The organism is Streptomyces sp. GQFP, assembly GCF_021545335.1.
Classification (GTDB): domain Bacteria; phylum Actinomycetota; class Actinomycetes; order Streptomycetales; family Streptomycetaceae; genus Streptomyces.
Window position 1 is genome coordinate 701,059 of record NZ_CP089312.1, and the last position, 18,016, is coordinate 719,074.

Here is an 18,016-nt window from a genome sequence, read left to right on the forward strand (position 1 = left end):
TTCCTTCGGTCCTTCCGGCCTCTCAGCCGAGGATGTCGTGGGCGTCGCGGATCATCGCCGCGATGGTCGGGGGCAGCCGCTCCTGGTCGGGGTCGTGGTGCTTGCCCTCGCGGTGCCTGCGCAGGTTGTGGCCCATGATCGCGGCCATCTTGGTGCGGGTCAGGGCGCGGAACCAGTCGAACGCGGGCGGCGCGGGCCGCCCGTCGAGGTAGGCGTCCAGCAGCTCGGGCTCGGTGGGCAGGCCCGGGACCGGCCTGCCCAGTTCGGGGAAGTTGCGGTGGTCCGTGAAGAGCAGGAACCAGCCGAGGTCGGTGCGTGGATCGCCGGTGCTCCAGATCTCCCAGTCCACGACGGCGGCGGCGCTCTCGCCCCGGCACAGCACATTGCCGAGCCGGAAGTCGCCGTGGATCAGGGCCGGCGGCAGGCCGGGCGGCGCGGCGGCGGCCAGGCGGCGCAGCAACTCATCGGCGCCGGGCCGCAGTTCCGCCGGTACGGCGCGCATGGTGCGGCTCCACCGCTCCAGTTCGGCCGCCGGGTCGAGAGGCTCGGGCGCGTCCAGGGCGGGGCCGTGGACATCGGTCCGGTGCAGCCTGCGCAGCACGCCGGCCAGCTCCAGCATCCGCGTCCGGCACAGTCCGGGGTCGAGACGGTGCTCGTCGAGGACGGGCTCGACCGCCTCTCCGGTGACGAACTCCATGGCGAACCAGGCCGGTTCGCGCTCGTCCACGGTGACGACGCCGGGCACGGGCACCGGGGAGCCGGCGAGCGCGCGCAGCACCCGGGCTTGGTGGAGGACGTCGTTGCGGCCGACCGGCCGCTGCCCGGGCGGCACCGCCTTGACGACGTAGCGGGCAGCGGTCCCCACCGTGACGGAGTACGTCAGGCCCGAGTGGCCGCCCGGCAGCGTCTCCAGATCGCCGGGCGGCTCACCGGGGTGGAGCGCGGCGAGCCGTTCCCGTACCCGCCCGGACAGTTCGGTCACGCCGGTGACAGTGTTCAACGCGCGGCCCCCTTGGGTTCCTTGGGCAGCCCGAGCACCCGTTCCGCCAGGATGGTGCGCTGGATCTCGTCGCTGCCGCCCGCGATGCGGTAGCCGGGGGCGCCCAGCAGGTGCTCGGTCCAGGCGAAGGTGCCCCACTCCCCCGTGTCGGCGGCGAGGCGCGGCCCGAGGAGCTGAGCGACGAGGTCGGTGGTGGCGCGCATGGTCGCGGTGGCGTAGAGCTTGCCGACCGATGCCTCCGCGCCCGGTTCGTGGCCGGCGACCAGGGCCGCCGTGACACGCAGACCGATCAACCGCTGGACCAGGGTACGTACGAACAGGTCGGCCGCCTGCTGTTGTTCGCCGCCGGTGAGCAACCGCGGCAGATGCCGGGCGAGTTCGAGGGCGCGGTCGGCGTTGTCCAGGCCGAGGCTGCCGGAGTCCAGCCGCTCGGCGGCCAGCACGGTGAGCGTGACCCGCCAGCCCTCGCCGACCGGACCGAGCCGGTCGCTGTCGGGGACGGCGACGTCGTCGAGGTAGACCTCGTTGAAGCTGGAGCCGCCGGTCATCTGCCGGATGGGCCGTACGGTCACGCCGGGCGCGTCCATCCGCACCAGGAACACCGTGATGCCCGCGTGCTTGGGGACATCCGGGTCGGTGCGGCACACGGCCACGCCCCAGGTGGCCACCCGGGCTCCGGATGTCCAGATCTTGTGGCCCCGCAGCACCCAGCCGTCGCCGTCCGCGTCGCGGACCGCCCTCGTACGGACGGCGGCGAGGTCGGAGCCCGCCTCGGTCTCGGAGAACAGCTGACAGGCCAGTTCGTCGGTGCGGAGCATGGGCCGCAGCCAGCGCTGTCTCTGCTTCTCGGTGCCCCAGATCCGGATCGCCGGGGCCACCAGCTGCTGGGTCACGGGGAAGACCTCGGTACGCCGGGGCACCTCGAAGGCCGCTTCCTCCGCCCTGTACAACTGCTCGTAGTGAGCGGGCAGTTCGCGGCCGCCGTACTCCTCCGGCCAGCCGAGCGCGCCCCAGCCCTGGTCGTATCGGGTGCGCTCCCATACGCGGATACGCTCGGTGGACGCACGCTCCTCGTCCTCGGTCCAGTTCTCGAACACGGCCACGGAGTCGTCGCCGCTGCCCCATTCCCGCCGCGCGTCGCGGGGCTTCGCGGCGTCCGCCAGCCAGCGGCGGGCCTCGGTCCGGAACTCCTCCGGATCGGGAACAGCGTTCACTTCTTCCACCCCCATTCAGCGGGTCATTCAGCGGGGTCATTCAGCGGGTCAGTACGGTGCAGGCGCTGACGCCCGGCGCCCCGTAGACGTGTGTGAAGCCGGTGCCCGGGCCGCCGGGCACCTGGCGGTCGCCGGCCCGGCCGCGCAACTGCTGGACGATCTCGTGGACCTGGCGCAGCCCGGAGGCACCGATCGGCTCGCCGTTGGCTATGCAGCCGCCGTCGGTGTTGACGGGCAGTGCCCCGCCGATCCCGGTCGCGCCGGAGGCGATCAGCCGCTCCTGCTCACCGTCCTCGCAGAACCCGCACTCGGCCATGTGCATCACCTCTGCGCCGCTCTCGGTGTCCTGGAGCTGGCAGACGTCGATGTCTCCCGGGCCGAGCCCCGCCTCCTCGAAGGCCGCGCCCGCCGCGTCCCGGCTGACGCTGGTCGGCGTGCCGGCGGGCGACGAGGGGCTGAACACCTCGAAGGAGCCGAAGCGCCGGGTCCGTACGACGGCCGCGCGCAGGGTGACCGGGGTGCCGCCCAGCTCGCGTGCGGCGTCCCGCGAGCACAGCACCAGGGCGACCGCGCCCTGGCCGGGCGAGCAGAACATGTAACGGGTCAGCGGGTCGTTGACCAGGCCCGAAGCCAGGATCTCGTCGGCGTCGAGCGGCTTGCGGCGCCAGGCGCCCAGGTTGCGGACGCCGTTGGCGTACGCCTTCTCGGCGACCAGGGCGAGGGTGCGCGGGGTGATGCCGTGGTCGTGCATGTAGCGCTGGATCTTCATGGCGAAGAACTGGGTGGTTACCATGAGGCCCTCGCTGCCGTACGCCTCGTCCAGCCCCCAGTCGGCGGGCACCGGGTCGAACGCGCCGCGCGGGTGCTTGTCGAACCCGACGGCGAGGGCCACGTCCGCCGCGCCGGAGCGGATCGCGTTGACGGCGCAGACCAGGGCGCTGCCGCCGGTGGCGCAGCCGTTGCGGACGTTGACGAACGGCAGCCCGGTCAGGCCGAGTTCGGCCACCAGGGTGTCGGCGTTCCCGGCGGCGTCACTGCCGCCGAACGCGGCCCGGACCCGGGACCAGGGCAGCCCGGCGTCGGCGAGCGCGGCGTTCACAGCCTGCACCGCGAGCTGTCTGCCGGTGGCCTCCGACCGGCCGAACGGGGTGATCCCGGCGCCGCAGACCAGTACGTCGGTGGCGCTCACACCGCGGCCCTGATCGCTCGCGGCACTCCGCCGCCCGTCGCCGTGACGGCCAGCGGCATGCCGATCCTCGCGTCCTCCGGGCGTACGCCGTCCAGTACGGCGAGGACCCGTACGCCCTCGGGCAGTTCGACGCAGCCGACCAGGAACGGCTCGAACCCGCCCTCCGGGACGGCGTACGGCGGCGACTTGGGCGCGAACCGCTGCACCGTCCATGTCCACAGCGTGCCCGTTGCGGAGAGGACCGCCGGGGCGGCCGCTCCTCCGCAGCGCGGGCACGCCTGATCCGCCGGGTATGCGGCCACCGCGCACCGGGAACAGCGCGAGCCCCGCAGCGCACCGCCGACCGGGGCGGGCCGGGCCTCGGCCATGCCGGTCAGCGCCCCTTCCACTTCGGCTCGCGCTTCTCCAGGAAGGAGGAGACGCCCTCGGAGGCGTCGTCGGAGTTGAGCACGACGCCGACCGCGAGGTGTTCCATGACCATCAGCGACTGGATGTCGGCGTCCAGGCTGCGGTCGATGGTCATCTTGGTGATCCACATGGTGAACGGGCTCTTGTCGGTGAGCTGCCCGGCGAACTCCTCGACCGTCGCGTCCAGCTTGTCGGCCGGAGCCGAGGAGTTGATGAGGCCGAACTCGGCCGCCTCGACTCCGGTCAGCAGCTTGCCGGTGAGCATGAGTTCCTTGGTCTTGCGGATGCCGATCATCCTGGGCACCCGGTAGATCGGGCCGGCCCCGCCGTACAGGGCGCGCCGGATGTGGAAGTCGCCGATCAGGGCGTCGTCCGCGGAGATCGCGAAGTCGCAGGAGATCATCAACTCGAAGCCGCCCGCGGTGACATGGCCTTCGAGCACGGCGATCGACGGGGTCTTCATGGAGTAGAGGCGGTCGCAGATCTTCGCGGACTTCACGGCCACCTCCATCGCGGTGGACCTGCCGACGAAGTCGGCCTTCAGGCTGTCCAGGTCGAACCCGGAGCAGAAGGTGCCGCCCCGGCCCCGAAGGATCAGTACGCGCAGCTCGGGGTCGGCGTCGACCTCGGTGACGATCTCGTCCAGCCGTTCCAGGATCGGCACGGTCACGCAGTTCTTCTTGTGCGGTCGGTTGAGCCAGACCCGGGCGACATGCCCGTCACGCTCGAACTGGATCTCGTCTTCGACTGCCATTCCACTCTCCCAACCTGAAGTGAATTCAGTACGATTCTTAGGTGCCGCCCGGACCCGTGTCAATAGATCGGCCGCCCACAGCTGCCCACGGCCCGTCAGGGGGATCCGGCGAACCGAAGCATTCCGGCCAGCCGGGCACGGTGATCGTCGGCCGTACCGAACAGCGCGTCGTCACCGCGCGCCCGGCGCAGATACAGATGAGCCGCGTGCTCCCACGTGAACCCGATACCGCCATGGAACTGCACATATTCGTCGGTCGGGAGGCGATAGGCCCCCGAGCACACCACCGCCGCCGCGTTCGCGGCCACCGCGAGTCGCGCGGCGCCCTCCACGTCCTCCACGACGCTGGCCGTCGCAAAGGCGGTCGCCGAACGCGCCGCCTCCAACTCGACCAGCACATCGGCCAGCCGGTGCTTGACCGCCTGGAACGAGCCGAACAGACGGCCGAACCGACTTCGTTGCAGCACATGGCCCACTGTTGCGTCCAGGACGTGCCCACAGCCTCCGACCTGCTCGGCGGCGAGCGCCACCCTCGCCCGGTCCAGGACCGTCGCGACGACCCCGGGCACCTCTCCCTCCTCCCCGAGCGGCTCGGCCGGAGCCCCCCGGAACTCGACGAGCGCCTGACGGCGGGTGAAGTCCAGCACCCGGCGCGGCGTGCGGACGCACGTCCCGGCGGCCGGTTCACAGGTGAACAGCCGCACCCCGCCGTCCGGCACGCCGGCAGCCACCACCATCAGGTCGGCGCCGTGGCCGTCGGGCACGAAGTCCGCCGCGCCCCGCAACACCCAGCCGCCGCCCGCACGTTCGGCGGTCACCTCGGCGGCATGGAGGAACCCGGCCACGGTGGCGGTCAGCGCACCTCGGCGATCCGCGGCAAGTAGCGGGCGCACGCCCGCCGGTCGCCGCTGAGTGGCAGGGTGTACCCGGCGAGCACGACGGTCGGGAGCAGCGGCGCCGGACACAGAACGCGTCCGCCCCCGCAACGCCACGGCGAGCTCGGCGAAGGAGTACCCGGACCCGCCGTACGCCTCCGGTACGGCCGGCCCGTGCACGCCGATCTCACCGGCGAGCCGTTCCCACAGCACCCGGTCCCACCCCCGCGAACCGGCCACCTGCTCGCGGACGGCCTCCGGCCCGCACGTCCCGGCCACAAAGTCGCGCAGCACGGCACGCAACTGCCGCTGCTCCTCGGTCTCCGGCAGCAGAGCGGTGGCGACACCCACCGCCGGCCGTCCACCACCACCACCGACACCGACACCGTCGCCGTCGCCGTCGCCGTCGCCGTCGCCCATGGAGTCCACCATGAGTCCACCACCTCGCCCCCATATTGAACTGACTTCATTTTTGCTACCGTAAGCCGCCTGTCAACAGTCGGTGGCAAGGAGCGGGGCGCCCCCCGAAGGCGCCCCGCAGTCTGGAGGGACCATGACCGAGGCCTTCATCGTCGACGCCGTCCGTACACCCGTCGGCCGCCGGGGCGGCGCGCTCAGCGGCGTACACCCCGCCGATCTCGCCGCGCACGTACTGCGTGCGCTGATCGACCGGACCGGGGTCGACGCGGGCGCCGTGGACGACGTGTACCTGGGCTGCGTGGGCCAGATGGGCGCTCAGACCGGCAACATCGCCCGCACGTCATGGCTGGCGGCCGGCCTGCCCCTGCATGTGCCGGGCACCACCATCGACCGGCAGTGCGGTTCGTCGCAGCAGGCCGTGCACTTCGCCGCCCAGGCCGTCATGTCCGGGACGGCCGAGCTCGTCGTCGCCGGTGGTGTGGAGGTGATGAGCCTTGTGCCCATCGCCAGCCCCGCGATCGTCGGCATACGGGAAGGCATGGGCCATCCCTACGACGGCGAGGGGTGGCGCGCCCACTTCGGCGACGAGGAGGTGTCACAGTTCCGCGGCGCCGAGCTCATCGCGGAGAAGTGGAACGTCTCCCGAGCGGACATGGAGCGCTTCGCGCTGGCCAGCCACCGACGGGCAGCCGACGCGTGGGCCGCGGACGCGTTCGCCGAGGAGGTCGTACCCACCTTCGGGCTGGCGGTCGACGAGGGACCACGACCGGACACGTCACTGGAGAAGATGGCGGGCCTCAAGACCCTGCGCGACGGCGGCCGGTTGACCGCGGCCGTCTCCAGTCAGATCTCCGACGGCGCCGCGGCCCTGCTCCTCGCCTCCGCCGACGCGGTGCGCCGGCACGGACTGACCCCGCTTGCCCGGGTGCACGCCATGGCCGTCGTCGGCTCCGACCCGATCATCATGCTCACGGGACCCATTCCGGCCACCGAGAAGGTGCTGCACCTGTCGGGACTGTCGATGGGCGACATCGATCTGGTCGAGATCAACGAGGCGTTCGCATCGGTGGTCCTGGCCTGGCAGAAGGAGATCGGCACCCCACCCGAGCGCGTCAACGCGTTCGGCGGGGCCATCGCGTTGGGCCATCCGCTCGGCGCCACGGGCGCCCGCCTGATGACGACGCTGGTGCACCAGCTTCGCCGTACAGGTGGACGCTACGGCTTGCAGACCATGTGCGAAGGCGGCGGCATGGCCAACGCCACCATCGTCGAACGTCTCTGATCCGATCCCCCACCCACCTCCGCCGCATCGAACTGAGATGAGTTCAAAAGAATCGCGCGCCCGGCGATCAAGCGTGCCGTTACGCAGCCACGGCTACCGTCCAAACTATTGCCCAACCTAGTTCAGTTTGGTAGCTTCCACGCCATCCTAGCCAGCCGGCCGCCACCCAGCGACAAATCCGCGTATGAGCCCGTCGGTTCGACTGGGAGCCGGTTTCACACAGGGAGCCGAGAATGCGAGCACATCCGCAAAGGCGCGGGGCCTTGCCCATGGTTCTGCTACTGATGACCACACTGATGGCTGCCGGCTGCGGCAGCGGCGGGGACAGCAACGAGTCCCAGGTCGTGCCTGCGGCGAAAGGCATCGACGCGCTGATCGCCGCGGCGAAGAAGGAGGGTGAGGTCACTGTCTACTCGGCCCAGAGTCTGGACGACCTGAACAACCTCGCCGCCGCCTTCGAGGCCAAGTATCCGGGGATCGACGTCAAGACCGTCCGGGGCACCGACGGCGATCTCGGTGTCAAGGTCGAGACGGAGATCCAGACCGGCAAGGGCATCGCCGACATGTACGTGAGCGCCAGCCTGTCCTGGGTACAGGCCCAGGCCGACGCGGGACAGTTCCTGGCGCCGACCGGCCCCCAGTTGACCGGCAAGGGCGACTACGACGCCAAGCAGTACGTCCATAAGGGCAACTTCTTCGAGACCAACGCCGCGGTGCTCACCTTCGGCTGGAACACCGATCTCTACCCCAAGGGGCTGAAGGACTACCCGGACCTGCTCGATCCGGCCCTCGCCAACGGGAAGATCGGCGTCGTCGAGCCGACCGCACCCGCCTTCGTCGACTTCTACCTCTGGCTGGAGGAGACGTACGGCGCGGACTTCGTGGAGAAGCTGGCCGCCCAGAAGCCGCGCGTCTATCCCAGTTCCCTCCCCATGGGCGAGGCGCTGGCATCCGGTGAGATCGCCGCCGGCAGTTTCGTGCCCCCGATCACACTCGTCCCCGCCAAGAAGAAGGGTGCGCCGGTCGACTTCCGCATGCCCCCCTCCGGCGCATGGGGTGCCCGGTACTACGGCATGATCCTGAAGACCGGACCGCAGCCCAACGCCGCCCAGCTGTTCGCCGACTTCATGGTGACCGCCAAGGGGCAGGAGCTGATCACACCCTCGGCCGGGTCGGTGCTGCCGAACATCCCCGGCACTCTGATCACCAACGACAAGGTGCGGGTGCAGGATCCGGCCAAGCTGACGCCGGAGAAGGTGGCCGCGTACCAGAAGAAGTGGAAGTCGCTGTTCCAGTAGGACCGGTGCACATCGGCGTGGGCATCCGTACCCGTGGATGCCCACCCGCTTCCTTCGACTCTTCCGACGCTCAGACGTTCAGTGACTTCAGACGTTCAGTGACTTCAGACGTTCAGACGTAAGGATTGCCCCATGTCCCACGTGCGCATCGAAGGCCTGACAAAACGGTTCGCGGGGAAGCCGCCGTCGGTCGCGGTGGACGACCTGTCACTGGAGATCGAGGCGGGCGAGTTCATCGTTCTGCTCGGCCCGAGCGGCTGCGGGAAGACCACCACGCTGCGCTGTCTGGCCGGCCTCGAGACGCCCGACGAGGGACGCATCTCGCTGGGCGACCGGACGGTTCTCGACGCACGCGCGAAGACCAACCTGCCGCCGAACAAGCGGCGGATCGGGATGGTGTTCCAGTCGTACGCGCTGTGGCCGCACATGCAGGTGCGCCGCAACATCGGATATCCCCTGCGCGCCCGGCGCGTGGACCGCGAGCAGTCCCGCCAGTGGATCGAGGAGACCGCGGAACTCGTCGACTGCGGCGCCCTGCTCGACCGTTATCCGGGCCAGCTCAGCGGCGGCCAGCAACAGCGGGTCGCCCTGGCCCGCGGCCTGGTCGCCCGGCCCGACCTCGTACTCTTCGACGAACCGCTCAGCAACCTCGATGCCCGGCTGCGCGACCAGGTACGCGCCCAGTTGCACGAGCTGCACGCACGGCTGGGCTTCACCGCCGTGTTCGTCACCCACGACCAGAGTGAGGCGCTCGCGCTCGGCGACCGCCTGGCGATCATGAAAGCGGGCCGGATCGAGCAACTCGACACGCCTGAGCGGGTGTTCGAGGAACCCGCCACCGAGTACGTCGCGGGATTCATCGGCATGTCGAACCGCCTGCCGCTCCGGCGCCAGGGCGGCGGATGGACACTCGACGGGCAACCGGTGGCCGGTGAACTCCCGGTGCCCCGCTCGCACGACGAGGTCGCCGTCCGGCTGCGCCCCGACGATCTACGGCTCGCTCCGGCCGACGAGAAACCGCCGGACCGGGGTGTCGGCCTCCCGGCGCAGATCGTCGACGCCCAGTTCGGCGGCCGCCATATGGACGTGGTGGTCTCGTTCGCCGACTGCCGCCTGCAGGCCCGGGCGCCCCTGGGCGAACAGCCCTGGGCGCGGCGGTTGGCGCCCGGAGAGCAGGTCACCGCATGGTTCCCCGGCGAGGCGGCGATCTACTACGGCGCCGACGGCGTCCGCATAGGCACGCGGGCGCCCGCCACCGCGGTCGGGGCGTGACCTCATGGCCGCACCCCCCGCACCCGCCGTACCTGCCCCGCCCTCGGCCACGACCCCGCCGCCCCGGGCCCCGCTGCCCCTGACAGCCCTGACCCGTGCGCGGGGTCTCCTGCCCCGGCTCGGTGCCCTCGCCTTCCTGGCCGCCATCGGCTACCTGGTGATCTCGCCGCTGGTGGGCCTGCAACAGCTGGCCTTCGAGGACGGCGCCCGTGGCTACAAGACCGCCTTCGACGGCCCCGAGATGGCCACGACGCTGCGCACCACGGCGGGCCTGGCCCTGGGCTCACTGGCCATCGCCCTGGTTCTCGGCACGTTCCTGGCCTGGGCGGCGACCCGCCTGCCGCCCCGACTACGCCTGCTGCGCGCGCTGCCGATCCTGCCCATCGTGGTCCCGGCCGTGGCCGCGGTCACCGGCTGGGCCTTCCTGTTCTCGCCCCGGCCCGGATACCTCAACGCGGCTCTGCGCAAGCTGCCTTGGTGGGACCACCTCCGCGAGGGGCCGGTCGACATCTACACGCTGCCCTGGATCGTGGTCATCACGGGCTTCGGCCTGACCGCTTTCGTCTACCTGTTCGTCAGCGCCGGATTCACCAACATCAACTCCGAGCTGATCGAGGCCGCGCAGGTCAGCGGATCGTCCGCGCCCGGGGTGTTCTTCCGGGTGACCCTGCCGCTGCTCCGCCCCGTGCTGGTGTACGGCGGTTTCGTGGCCCTGCTCCTGGGGCTCGGCCAGTTCACCGGCCCGTTGCTGCTGGGACGGACCAACGGCATCGACGTACTCACCACCGACATGTACGTCGCCGTGTCGCAGAGCCCGGTCGACTACGGCCGCGCCGCCGCGATCGGGTCCCCGTTGCTGCTCTTCGGCATCGCCGTCGTCCTCTTCCAGAAGGTGCTCCTCGGCGATCACAGCCGCTTCGTCACCCACGGGGGCAAGGCGTTCAGGGCGAGCGGCCGGCCGTCATGGCTCGCGGTCGCGGGCATCCTCGCCTACAGCCTGGTGGCTCTGGGGCTGCCGCTGGGCGCGCTCATCGTCGTATCGCTCTCCCCTTTCTGGAGCGGCACGATCGATGCGGGCGGGTTCACTCTGGACAACTTCCGGAGCGTGTTCACGGAGTCGGGGATCACCGACGCCATCGTCAACAGCCTCACCACCTCGCTCATCTCCGTCGCCATCGCGCTCCCGATCGGCTTCGTCGCCGCCTCACTGCTGCTCAAGGGGCGCCGGTTCCGGCTCATCCGGGCCGCGATCGACTTCATCGTGGCGATGCCGCTGGGCATCCCCGCCGTGGTCTTCGGCGTCGGCTTCCTGCTGACGTACAGCCGTGAGCCGTTCATGCTGTACGGCACCCGCACGGTGATCGTTCTCGTCTACGTGACGCTGATGCTGCCCTTCGCCACCCGGATGCAGTTGTCCGGCATGGTCGCCCTCGGCGACACGTACCTGGAGGCGTCGCGTACCAGTGGAGCGGGCGCGCTGCGGACCAACACCGAGATCGTGCTGCCGCTGCTGCGTCCCACCCTCGCGGGTGCCGGGGCGCTGATGTTCGTGCTGCTCACCCACGAGTTCACGGCCTCGCTGCTGGTACGGGCGCCCACGACACAGGTCATGGGCACCATCCTGTTCGACTACTGGACCAACGGCTCGTACCCGCTGGTCGCGGCGATCGCGCTGATCATGACGCTGGTGACGTCGGCGGGCGTCATCGTGGCCGTGGCCGTCGCGGGCTCCGACGTCTTCGACAAGCTCTGACAGGGGCGGTCGTACGGACCCGGAATCCATGGCACGGGATTCCGGGTCCGCCGGCGAAGGCGCCTGGCGCTATGCCGTGAAACGGCCACCGTTGGCGAGCAGCACCGCGCCGACGAGGTTGGCCGCCTCGTCGCTCGCCAGGAACAGCGCGATGGCGGCGATCTCCTCCGGGGTGGCGAACGGTCGCACGCGCGGGTCGGTGAAGCCCTTGCGCATCACCTCGGGGTTCTTGGCGGTCATGGCGGTCTCCGTCGGTCCGGGGGCCACCGTGTTGACGCGGACGCCGAACGCGATGGCCTCCTTGGCGACGGACTGGCTCAGCGCCTGCGCGCCGGCCTTCGAGGCCGCGTAGTGCGGATAGCCGACCAGGGCGTCGAAGGCCGCGGAGGAGCTGACGGTGACGACGGATCCGGACCGGTTCGGCATCATCGCCCGCAGGGCGGCGCGCAGCACGTGGAAGGTGCCGTCCAGGTTGATCCGCAGGACCCGCTGCCATGCCCCGTCGCCGAGCCGCGCGGTCACCTCGGGCGGGCGGTCGGCGACCAGCGCCTCCGCCAGCCACCGCTTCGCCACCGGATCGTCGACCCCGGCCGCGTGCACCACCACGTCCAGCCGGCCGTGCGCCCGTACGACCTCGTCGACGGCCGCGTCGACCTGCCCGGCGTCCGCCACGTCCAGGGCCACCGCGTGTCCGCTCGTCACCTCCTTCGCCACGGATGCGGCCGCCGGGCCGTCGATGTCCGCCAGTACGACCGCTTTGGCACCCTCCGCGTCCAGCCCTCGGGCGACCGCCGCACCGATGCCGGATCCCGCACCGGTGACCAGCGCGATCCTTCCCTCGAAACGCCCGCGTCCCGTTCCCTCGGCATCCATCGAGCCACCTGCCTCAGTCGTCGTATCGAGCCTTACTGAACTGAGTTCATTTTTGCTACTGCCCTTCACATGTCAACAGGCACGACGGGAGAGCGTGATGAGAGCGGTCCGGTCGACGCACTGGGACGGCGGTCCGACGGTCACCGACGTGAAACGGCCGACGCCTCGGGGCGAGGAGGTCCTGGTGCGCGTCGAGGCGGCTGGGCTCTGCCGCTCCGATCTGCACGTGATCGACGCCGGCCCCGGCGCCCTGCCCTACCGGACGCCCTTCACCCTCGGGCACGAGGTCGCCGACCGGGTTGCAGAGCGGGGCCCGAGGCCACCGGGCCGACGGTGGGAGAGCGGGTGGTGGTCTACGGCCCCTGGGGCTGCGGGCGGTGCGGGCGCTGTTCGGCCGGGGCAGAGGACTACCTGCGACCGGCGCGACGGGCCTGGACTCGTGAACGAGAGAACGACCTCCGACCGGCATCAGAGCTGGTCGGGACGACAGGATTTGAACCTGCGACCCCTTGACCCCCAGTCAAGTGCGCTACCAAGCTGCGCCACGTCCCGTTGCGTCGACCCGCGGTTGCCCCGCGTGATCGCACAGACAAACCCTACCGCACACCCGCCCGTACCTCCGAGGGGTCACGGAACGGTCACCGAGGCATCAAGGGCCCCTTACCGCATCATCCGCCGCACTACCGTCGACCCACCTTAAACACAACCCAGGGGGACGACCATGAGCAACCCGTACAACACTCCCGGCACCCCGCAACCGGCTCCGATACCGGGGGCCGGGCCGGACCGGCAGAGCCCGAGATGGGCCCGCAAGAGATTCGTACTGCCCGGCCTCGGGCTGGCGCTCTTCATCGGTGTCGGTATAGGCACCGGCGACGACGGCAAGGACCCGGTGTCCGCCGAACCGCGGCCCACCGCGACCGTCACGGCAACGGCGACCGCGACGGTCACCGCCACCGAGACGGCCGCACCCGAACCCGCCCCGACGGTCACGGTGTTGGCGACCAGGACCGTCACGGCCGAACCGGCTGCCGACACCGGCACCGACACGGGTTCCGGCTCCGACGACGGCTCTGGATCCGATTCCGGCTCCGGTGACGAGAGCGTGTACTACGACAACTGCACCGCGGCCCGCGCGGCAGGTGCCGCCCCGGTGCGTGCCGGCGATCCGGGCTACGGACGGCATCTCGACCGGGACGGCGACGGGGTCGGCTGCGAGTGACCGCTGCGAGGGTCAGGCGTTGGGGTCGAACGTGATGCCCGCCGGCATGGCCGCCGCCAGGTGGGAGTTGAAACTGCCGTCCTTGAGGCCGAAGTTGGCGCTGCCCCAGTTGGCGGAGGTCAGGATGTCACGGATGCCTGACGGGTAGCCGTTCCAGCCGACCAGCGGCGGGTACTGCCAGGTGCCCTCGTGGTTCTCCGGCGGTTCGTCGTTGGCGTTGGCGAGGCGGAAGCAGTGCGTGCTGATGCCGTCCTTGTGGTAGACGATCTTGGGGTGGGTGCCGTCCCAGCGGACCTGGCTACGGTTGTAGATGCTGAAACTGCCGTGGTTGGACGTCGAGACGTACTGCGCCACGTTGTTCTGCACCCACACCACCACGTGCTCCCAGTCGTGCCGGTGCCCGCCGATGCTGCTGCCCGCGAGGGCCTGGTCCTTCTCGAAGTAGAGGCCGTAGATGATCGCGCACCAGCCGTTGTTGCACTTGTAGCGGGAGTAGCCGTTGGTGTTGTCGAGGTCGGAGGCGTCACGGCACGAGCCGTTGAGGGCGCCGGTCGGGTTGAGGCCGCCGTTGAGGGTGCCCGTGGGGCCGATGGCGGGGGTGGAGTAGCAGCCGTCCGTGTCGTAGTCGTAGGCCGGCTGGTACGTCTGCTCGGTGCCGTCCGCGTTGGCCAGCAGGGCCCCGGGCGGGGCGGCGAGGGCGGTGCCGGGAAAGGCGACGAGCAGCGCGATCGCGCTGCCGAGGACGAGCGAGGCTCTGCGGATGCGCACACGTCTCTTCACTGGGGCCTCCTGATCGACGTCCGGGGTGCGGGGCTCGGCCAGATTTGCATGCCCATGTCACGGATGGGTCACTCGGAAGGAAAGCTTCAGGGGCGCCCGGCGGACGTCTTGGCCACTCCGCGTTCGCTACTCCGGCGGCGTGGGTGTGTCGTGCGTCCGGTACATGGCCTGTACGTCCAGCTCCAGTTGGACGGTCGGACCGACCACCGCGATGCCACGGGCCAGCATGGAACGCCAGTTGAGCGTGTAGTCCTCGCGGTGCAGCTCGGCCCTGGCCAGGGCGGCGCAGCGCAACTCCTCGCCGTAGCCGCCGTTCACGGTGCCCAGGTACGTGGTCTCCAGCCCCACCGAACGCGTCACCCCGTGCATGGTCAGCGTGCCCTGCAGCGTCCACTTGCTGCCGCCGCGGTACGCGAACCGCGTGCTCGCGAAGTCGATGTACGGGAAGCGCTCGACGTCGAGGAAGTCGGCGGACCGCAGGTGGTTGTCCCGGGTGAGGTTGCCCGTGGTGATGCTCGACGCGTCGATCCGGACGGACACCCAGGAGTCCGTCATCTGCTGGGCCACCTGGATGCCGCCCTCGAACCGCTCGAACCGGCCGTGCACGTTCGCCATCCCGACATGCTTGGCGATGAACCGGATCGCCGTGTGCGGCGGATCGAAGAGCCAGGTACCAGGCAGGGGAAGGTCCAGCTGACGGGCCGGCTCCAGCTGGATGCGCTCCGCCGGAAGCGCGGTGTCGCCGACGACCTCGACCGTCTCGCGGTGCGGCGTCAGCCCCTCCGCCGCGACCATCAGGCTGTAGCGGCCCGGCGGCAGGACTGCCAGGAAGAAGCCGTACGGGTCCGTCGTCCCGCGCGCCATCACATGGTGGATGTCGACCGCCGACACGGTCACATCGGCGCCGCCCATCGGCTGCCCCAGCGGGTCCAGGACCTCGCAGCCGAGGGCGCCCGCGCCCGGCGGCAGAGGCAGTGCCAAGCCGGCACCGGCCACCTTGGACCGCCGACGCCTGAGGAGCGCGAAAGCCATACGGCTCACCTTTCCTGACGTACCGTCAAAATCGAACTCCGCAGAATGCCTGAGCCGACTCCGTCAGAGCCGAGGCTGGCTGTCCACGCGAACCCGGGCACAGACCAGCCCTCCCGCACAAGGCCATGATCCAATCGCGATCTTGGTCCAACCGACCGCGACGCGGGTGTCTCATTTCGATACACCCCTCCCGGCGGCAAGGAAGATAGCAGTCCGTTCAGGAAGCCGCCTAGCGAACTCCCCAGCCCTGCAAGTCCAAGAGGTGCCGACAGCCGAAGGACCCGGCCCGGCTGAATGAGGTGAGGGTGAACCAGTGCGCCAGCTCTTCGCCGGGTCACCCTCGTCACCGGCCCCGATCGACCTCGACGACATCCCCGCCGGAGCCGGGGTCGGGGCGAACGCCCCACAGATGACGGACTCCGAGGCCGACGACTCGACCACGACCGAGGCGAGACAACACACCGCGGAGGGGCTGGGACGACACGACTGTCCCGGCCTCAACAAGCGCTTCGCGACAGCCGGCCCCAGCCCCAGAGCGCATCGGAGACGCCGATCACTGGACAGTCTCGCGATCATGCGTTGACGCTCGTGGACAAGGGTGTCAACCTCGGCACGTGCAGGTGACGATTCGAGAAGTCGCGAAGGAGGCCGGGGTCTCCCCGTCCACGGTGTCACGGTCGCTCACGCCCGGAGGGACGGTGAGCGAGGTCACACGCGAGCGGGTACGGGCCGCCGCGGACCGGCTCGGTTACCGGCCCAACCGGGCCGCGCGGGGTCTGATCACCGGCCGTACGGGACATGTGGGCGTGATCGTCCCGGATCTGCTCAACCCGTTCTTCGCGGACATCTGCAAGGGAGTACAGGCCCGTGCACGAGGGCTGGGCCACGCGGTGTTCGTCAGCGACACCGAACGCGACGAGGGCCTGGAGATGGACGCGATCAGGACCCTCGCTCCCGAGGTGGACGGCATCGTGCTGTGCGCACCGCAGTTGAGCAGCGAGGAACTGCGCTCACTGAGCGACGTCACCGACAAGCCGATCATCCTGCTGCACCGCAAGGAACCCGGTTTCGCCAGTGTCACCGCCGACCTCGTCGAGGGCATGACGGACGCGCTGACCCATCTGCACGCCCTCGGCCATCGCCGTGTCGCCTATGTGGGCGGCCCCCGCAGCACGTGGACCGCGCAGGAGAGGGCCGCCGGGATCGAGGCCATGGCGTCGTCCGGCAAGGTCGAGATCATCCAGGTCGGCAGCGTGGCCCCGCACTTCGACGGCGGCATCACGGGTGCCGCCGACGTGGTGCTGGCCAGCGGGGCGACCGCCGTGGTGGCCTTCAACGACATCGTCGCCTTCGGCCTGATCAGCCGGTTCAGCGCGCGCAAGGTGCGGGTGCCGGACGAGATGAGCGTGGTGGGCTGCGACGACATCGCGCTGGCCGGGATGGCCGCGCCGCCGCTCACCACGGTCCATGTGCCCAAGGCGCATGCGGCGCGGGCCGCGGTCGATCTGCTGTTCCGCACGCTCGGCACCCCGGCGGGGGAGGATGTGGAGCCGTTGCAGCGGGTGCTGCCGACGCATCTGGTGGTGCGCGGGTCGACGGCGGCGATCGAACGGCCGTAGCGAACCGCCCGACCGCCCGACCGCTCACCGGGTTCCCGGCGGCCTCGGAGCCTCAGTCGTCCGGTATGCCGAGGTCGATCTCGTCGTCCGCGTCCCTGTCGCACACCAGTGTTCCGTCGACGACGCGGAGTGTGGCGGCCTGGATGGCCGACCGTCGGTCCGTGTAGGTCGCCTCGTCGCGGCCCTCGCGGTCCGGGTGGGTGAAGTAGAAGATCGTGGCCGAGTCGCCGGGGCCGCCGGGCTCCTGGCGGTGGGGGTGCACGACGACGTCGGCGTGCAGGGCCGGCCCCTGGTCGTCCGGGCGTGAGCCGCTCTTGTCGAGGATGGTCCCGCGGCGTTCCCAGGTTTCCAGGTCGTCCGACCGGTAGACCCGCTGGCCGTCCCAGGCGTCGACGACGAGCCAGGTGTGTCCGCCGAGTGCGAAGACGTTCGGCCCCTCGTGCGGGATCTCCGTGATCACCGGGCCGACGGTGCGCCAGGCGTAGAGGTCCTCGCTGTCCGCCGCGTAGGTGTGCTGTCCGGCGGCCGAGTCCTTGTACCAGAGGCGGAATCCGCCCCCGGGCTTCGGATGGACGCAGGCGTCGATGGCCTGGCGGGTGTCGAGCGAGATCGGCCCGTGATAGTCCCAGCGCACGAGGTCGGGCGAGGTGTAGTGCTGGATGGTGCGGGTGTCCCGGCCCGAGTAGGCGGGGACGCCCCGGATGTAGCTGACGTACATGTGGTAGCGGTCCTCGTGCCAGAGGATCTCGGGGGCCCAGAACGTGTTCCGGCCGAACTCCCACTCAAGGCCGGGGATGACCCCGCGATAGGTCCAGCTCGCTCCCCGGTCGGCGGAGGACGCGACGCCCAGGTCGGTGCCGTGGAACCAGGACTGGCGTGGGCCGGGCGCGTCGGCCCGGCGGTTCGTGTAGACCATCCACCATTCGCGCTCGGCACGGTTCCAGATGACGGTGGGATCGGCCGCACCGTCGTGGATGGGGTCCCTGAACAGAGGGGCGGTCATGTTTCCTCCACGTCTTTCGCTT

General features: G+C 70.5%; 16 protein-coding genes, 1 tRNA gene and 1 pseudogene. 7 read left to right on the forward strand and 11 right to left on the reverse strand.

What is annotated here, in order from left to right:
* Positions 1-22: 22 nt before the first annotated feature.
* The 6 genes from LUX31_RS03240 to LUX31_RS03265 form a co-directional block, all read right to left on the reverse strand.
* Positions 23-1,000, reverse strand: coding sequence for a phosphotransferase family protein (locus LUX31_RS03240; protein WP_235472999.1), 978 nt, complete (start codon positions 998-1,000; stop codon positions 23-25).
* A complete protein-coding gene (locus tag LUX31_RS03245; RefSeq protein ID WP_235473000.1) occupies positions 997-2,214 on the reverse strand; it encodes an acyl-CoA dehydrogenase family protein in 1,218 nt (405 codons plus the stop codon). The genes LUX31_RS03240 and LUX31_RS03245 overlap by 4 nt, the downstream gene beginning before the upstream one ends.
* A 40-nt stretch (positions 2,215-2,254) precedes the next feature.
* Complete coding sequence (locus LUX31_RS03250) at positions 2,255-3,403, reverse strand: thiolase family protein (RefSeq protein ID WP_235473001.1); 1,149 nt, start codon at positions 3,401-3,403, stop codon at positions 2,255-2,257.
* The gene (locus LUX31_RS03255; RefSeq protein ID WP_235473002.1) at positions 3,400-3,771 is read right to left on the reverse strand and encodes a Zn-ribbon domain-containing OB-fold protein; all 372 of its coding nucleotides are present in this window, start codon (positions 3,769-3,771) and stop codon (positions 3,400-3,402) included. The genes LUX31_RS03250 and LUX31_RS03255 overlap by 4 nt, the downstream gene beginning before the upstream one ends.
* A gap of 5 nt (positions 3,772-3,776) precedes the next feature.
* On the reverse strand, positions 3,777-4,565 hold the full coding sequence (locus tag LUX31_RS03260; protein WP_235473003.1) for an enoyl-CoA hydratase/isomerase family protein: 789 nt from the start codon (positions 4,563-4,565) through the stop codon (positions 3,777-3,779).
* A 95-nt stretch (positions 4,566-4,660) separates the two neighbouring features.
* On the reverse strand, positions 4,661-5,872 hold the full coding sequence (locus LUX31_RS03265; RefSeq protein ID WP_235473004.1) for an acyl-CoA dehydrogenase family protein: 1,212 nt from the start codon (positions 5,870-5,872) through the stop codon (positions 4,661-4,663).
* A 121-nt stretch (positions 5,873-5,993) separates the two neighbouring features.
* Between LUX31_RS03265 and LUX31_RS03270 the strand changes: the two genes are divergently transcribed.
* From LUX31_RS03270 to LUX31_RS03285, 4 genes are all read left to right on the forward strand, one after another.
* Positions 5,994-7,142 carry an acetyl-CoA C-acetyltransferase gene (locus tag LUX31_RS03270; protein WP_235473005.1) on the forward strand — a complete coding sequence of 383 codons (1,149 nt, stop codon included), beginning with the start codon at positions 5,994-5,996 and terminating at the stop codon, positions 7,140-7,142.
* 284 nt (positions 7,143-7,426) lie between these two features.
* Complete coding sequence (locus LUX31_RS03275) at positions 7,427-8,440, forward strand: extracellular solute-binding protein (RefSeq protein ID WP_235473006.1); 1,014 nt, start codon at positions 7,427-7,429, stop codon at positions 8,438-8,440.
* Between the two features lie 132 nt (positions 8,441-8,572).
* Complete coding sequence (locus LUX31_RS03280) at positions 8,573-9,712, forward strand: ABC transporter ATP-binding protein (RefSeq protein ID WP_235473007.1); 1,140 nt, start codon at positions 8,573-8,575, stop codon at positions 9,710-9,712.
* 4 nt (positions 9,713-9,716) lie between these two features.
* Positions 9,717-11,465 carry an ABC transporter permease gene (locus LUX31_RS03285; RefSeq protein ID WP_235473008.1) on the forward strand — a complete coding sequence of 583 codons (1,749 nt, stop codon included), beginning with the start codon at positions 9,717-9,719 and terminating at the stop codon, positions 11,463-11,465.
* Between the two features lie 69 nt (positions 11,466-11,534).
* On the opposite strand, the gene LUX31_RS03290 is transcribed toward LUX31_RS03285, so the two are convergent.
* The gene (locus tag LUX31_RS03290) at positions 11,535-12,338 is read right to left on the reverse strand and encodes an SDR family NAD(P)-dependent oxidoreductase (protein WP_235473009.1); all 804 of its coding nucleotides are present in this window, start codon (positions 12,336-12,338) and stop codon (positions 11,535-11,537) included.
* 97 nt (positions 12,339-12,435) lie between these two features.
* Between LUX31_RS03290 and LUX31_RS37790 the strand changes: the two are divergent.
* Positions 12,436-12,786: pseudogene (locus LUX31_RS37790) on the forward strand (alcohol dehydrogenase catalytic domain-containing protein); the annotation flags it as partial.
* 27 nt (positions 12,787-12,813) lie between these two features.
* Here LUX31_RS37790 and LUX31_RS03300 read toward each other — a convergent pair.
* A tRNA-Pro gene (locus tag LUX31_RS03300) sits at positions 12,814-12,890 on the reverse strand.
* A gap of 169 nt (positions 12,891-13,059) precedes the next feature.
* Here LUX31_RS03300 and LUX31_RS03305 point away from each other — a divergent pair.
* On the forward strand, positions 13,060-13,560 hold the full coding sequence (locus LUX31_RS03305) for an excalibur calcium-binding domain-containing protein (protein ID WP_235473010.1): 501 nt from the start codon (positions 13,060-13,062) through the stop codon (positions 13,558-13,560).
* Positions 13,561-13,572: 12 nt separating this feature from the next.
* Here the strand turns inward: LUX31_RS03305 and LUX31_RS03310 are convergent, their stop codons facing one another.
* Positions 13,573-14,340: an NPP1 family protein gene (locus LUX31_RS03310; protein ID WP_235473011.1), complete on the reverse strand. Its 768-nt coding sequence runs from the start codon at positions 14,338-14,340 to the stop codon at positions 13,573-13,575.
* Between the two features lie 126 nt (positions 14,341-14,466).
* Positions 14,467-15,372 carry a YceI family protein gene (locus LUX31_RS03315; protein WP_235473012.1) on the reverse strand — a complete coding sequence of 302 codons (906 nt, stop codon included), beginning with the start codon at positions 15,370-15,372 and terminating at the stop codon, positions 14,467-14,469.
* Positions 15,373-15,992: 620 nt separating this feature from the next.
* Here LUX31_RS03315 and LUX31_RS03320 point away from each other — a divergent pair.
* Complete coding sequence (locus LUX31_RS03320; protein ID WP_268828253.1) at positions 15,993-16,991, forward strand: LacI family DNA-binding transcriptional regulator; 999 nt, start codon at positions 15,993-15,995, stop codon at positions 16,989-16,991.
* A 52-nt stretch (positions 16,992-17,043) separates the two neighbouring features.
* On the opposite strand, the gene LUX31_RS03325 is transcribed toward LUX31_RS03320, so the two are convergent.
* Positions 17,044-17,994, reverse strand: a complete 951-nt coding sequence (locus tag LUX31_RS03325; RefSeq protein ID WP_235473013.1) for a glycosyl hydrolase — start codon at positions 17,992-17,994, stop codon at positions 17,044-17,046.
* Between the last annotated feature and the right edge of the window lie 22 nt (positions 17,995-18,016).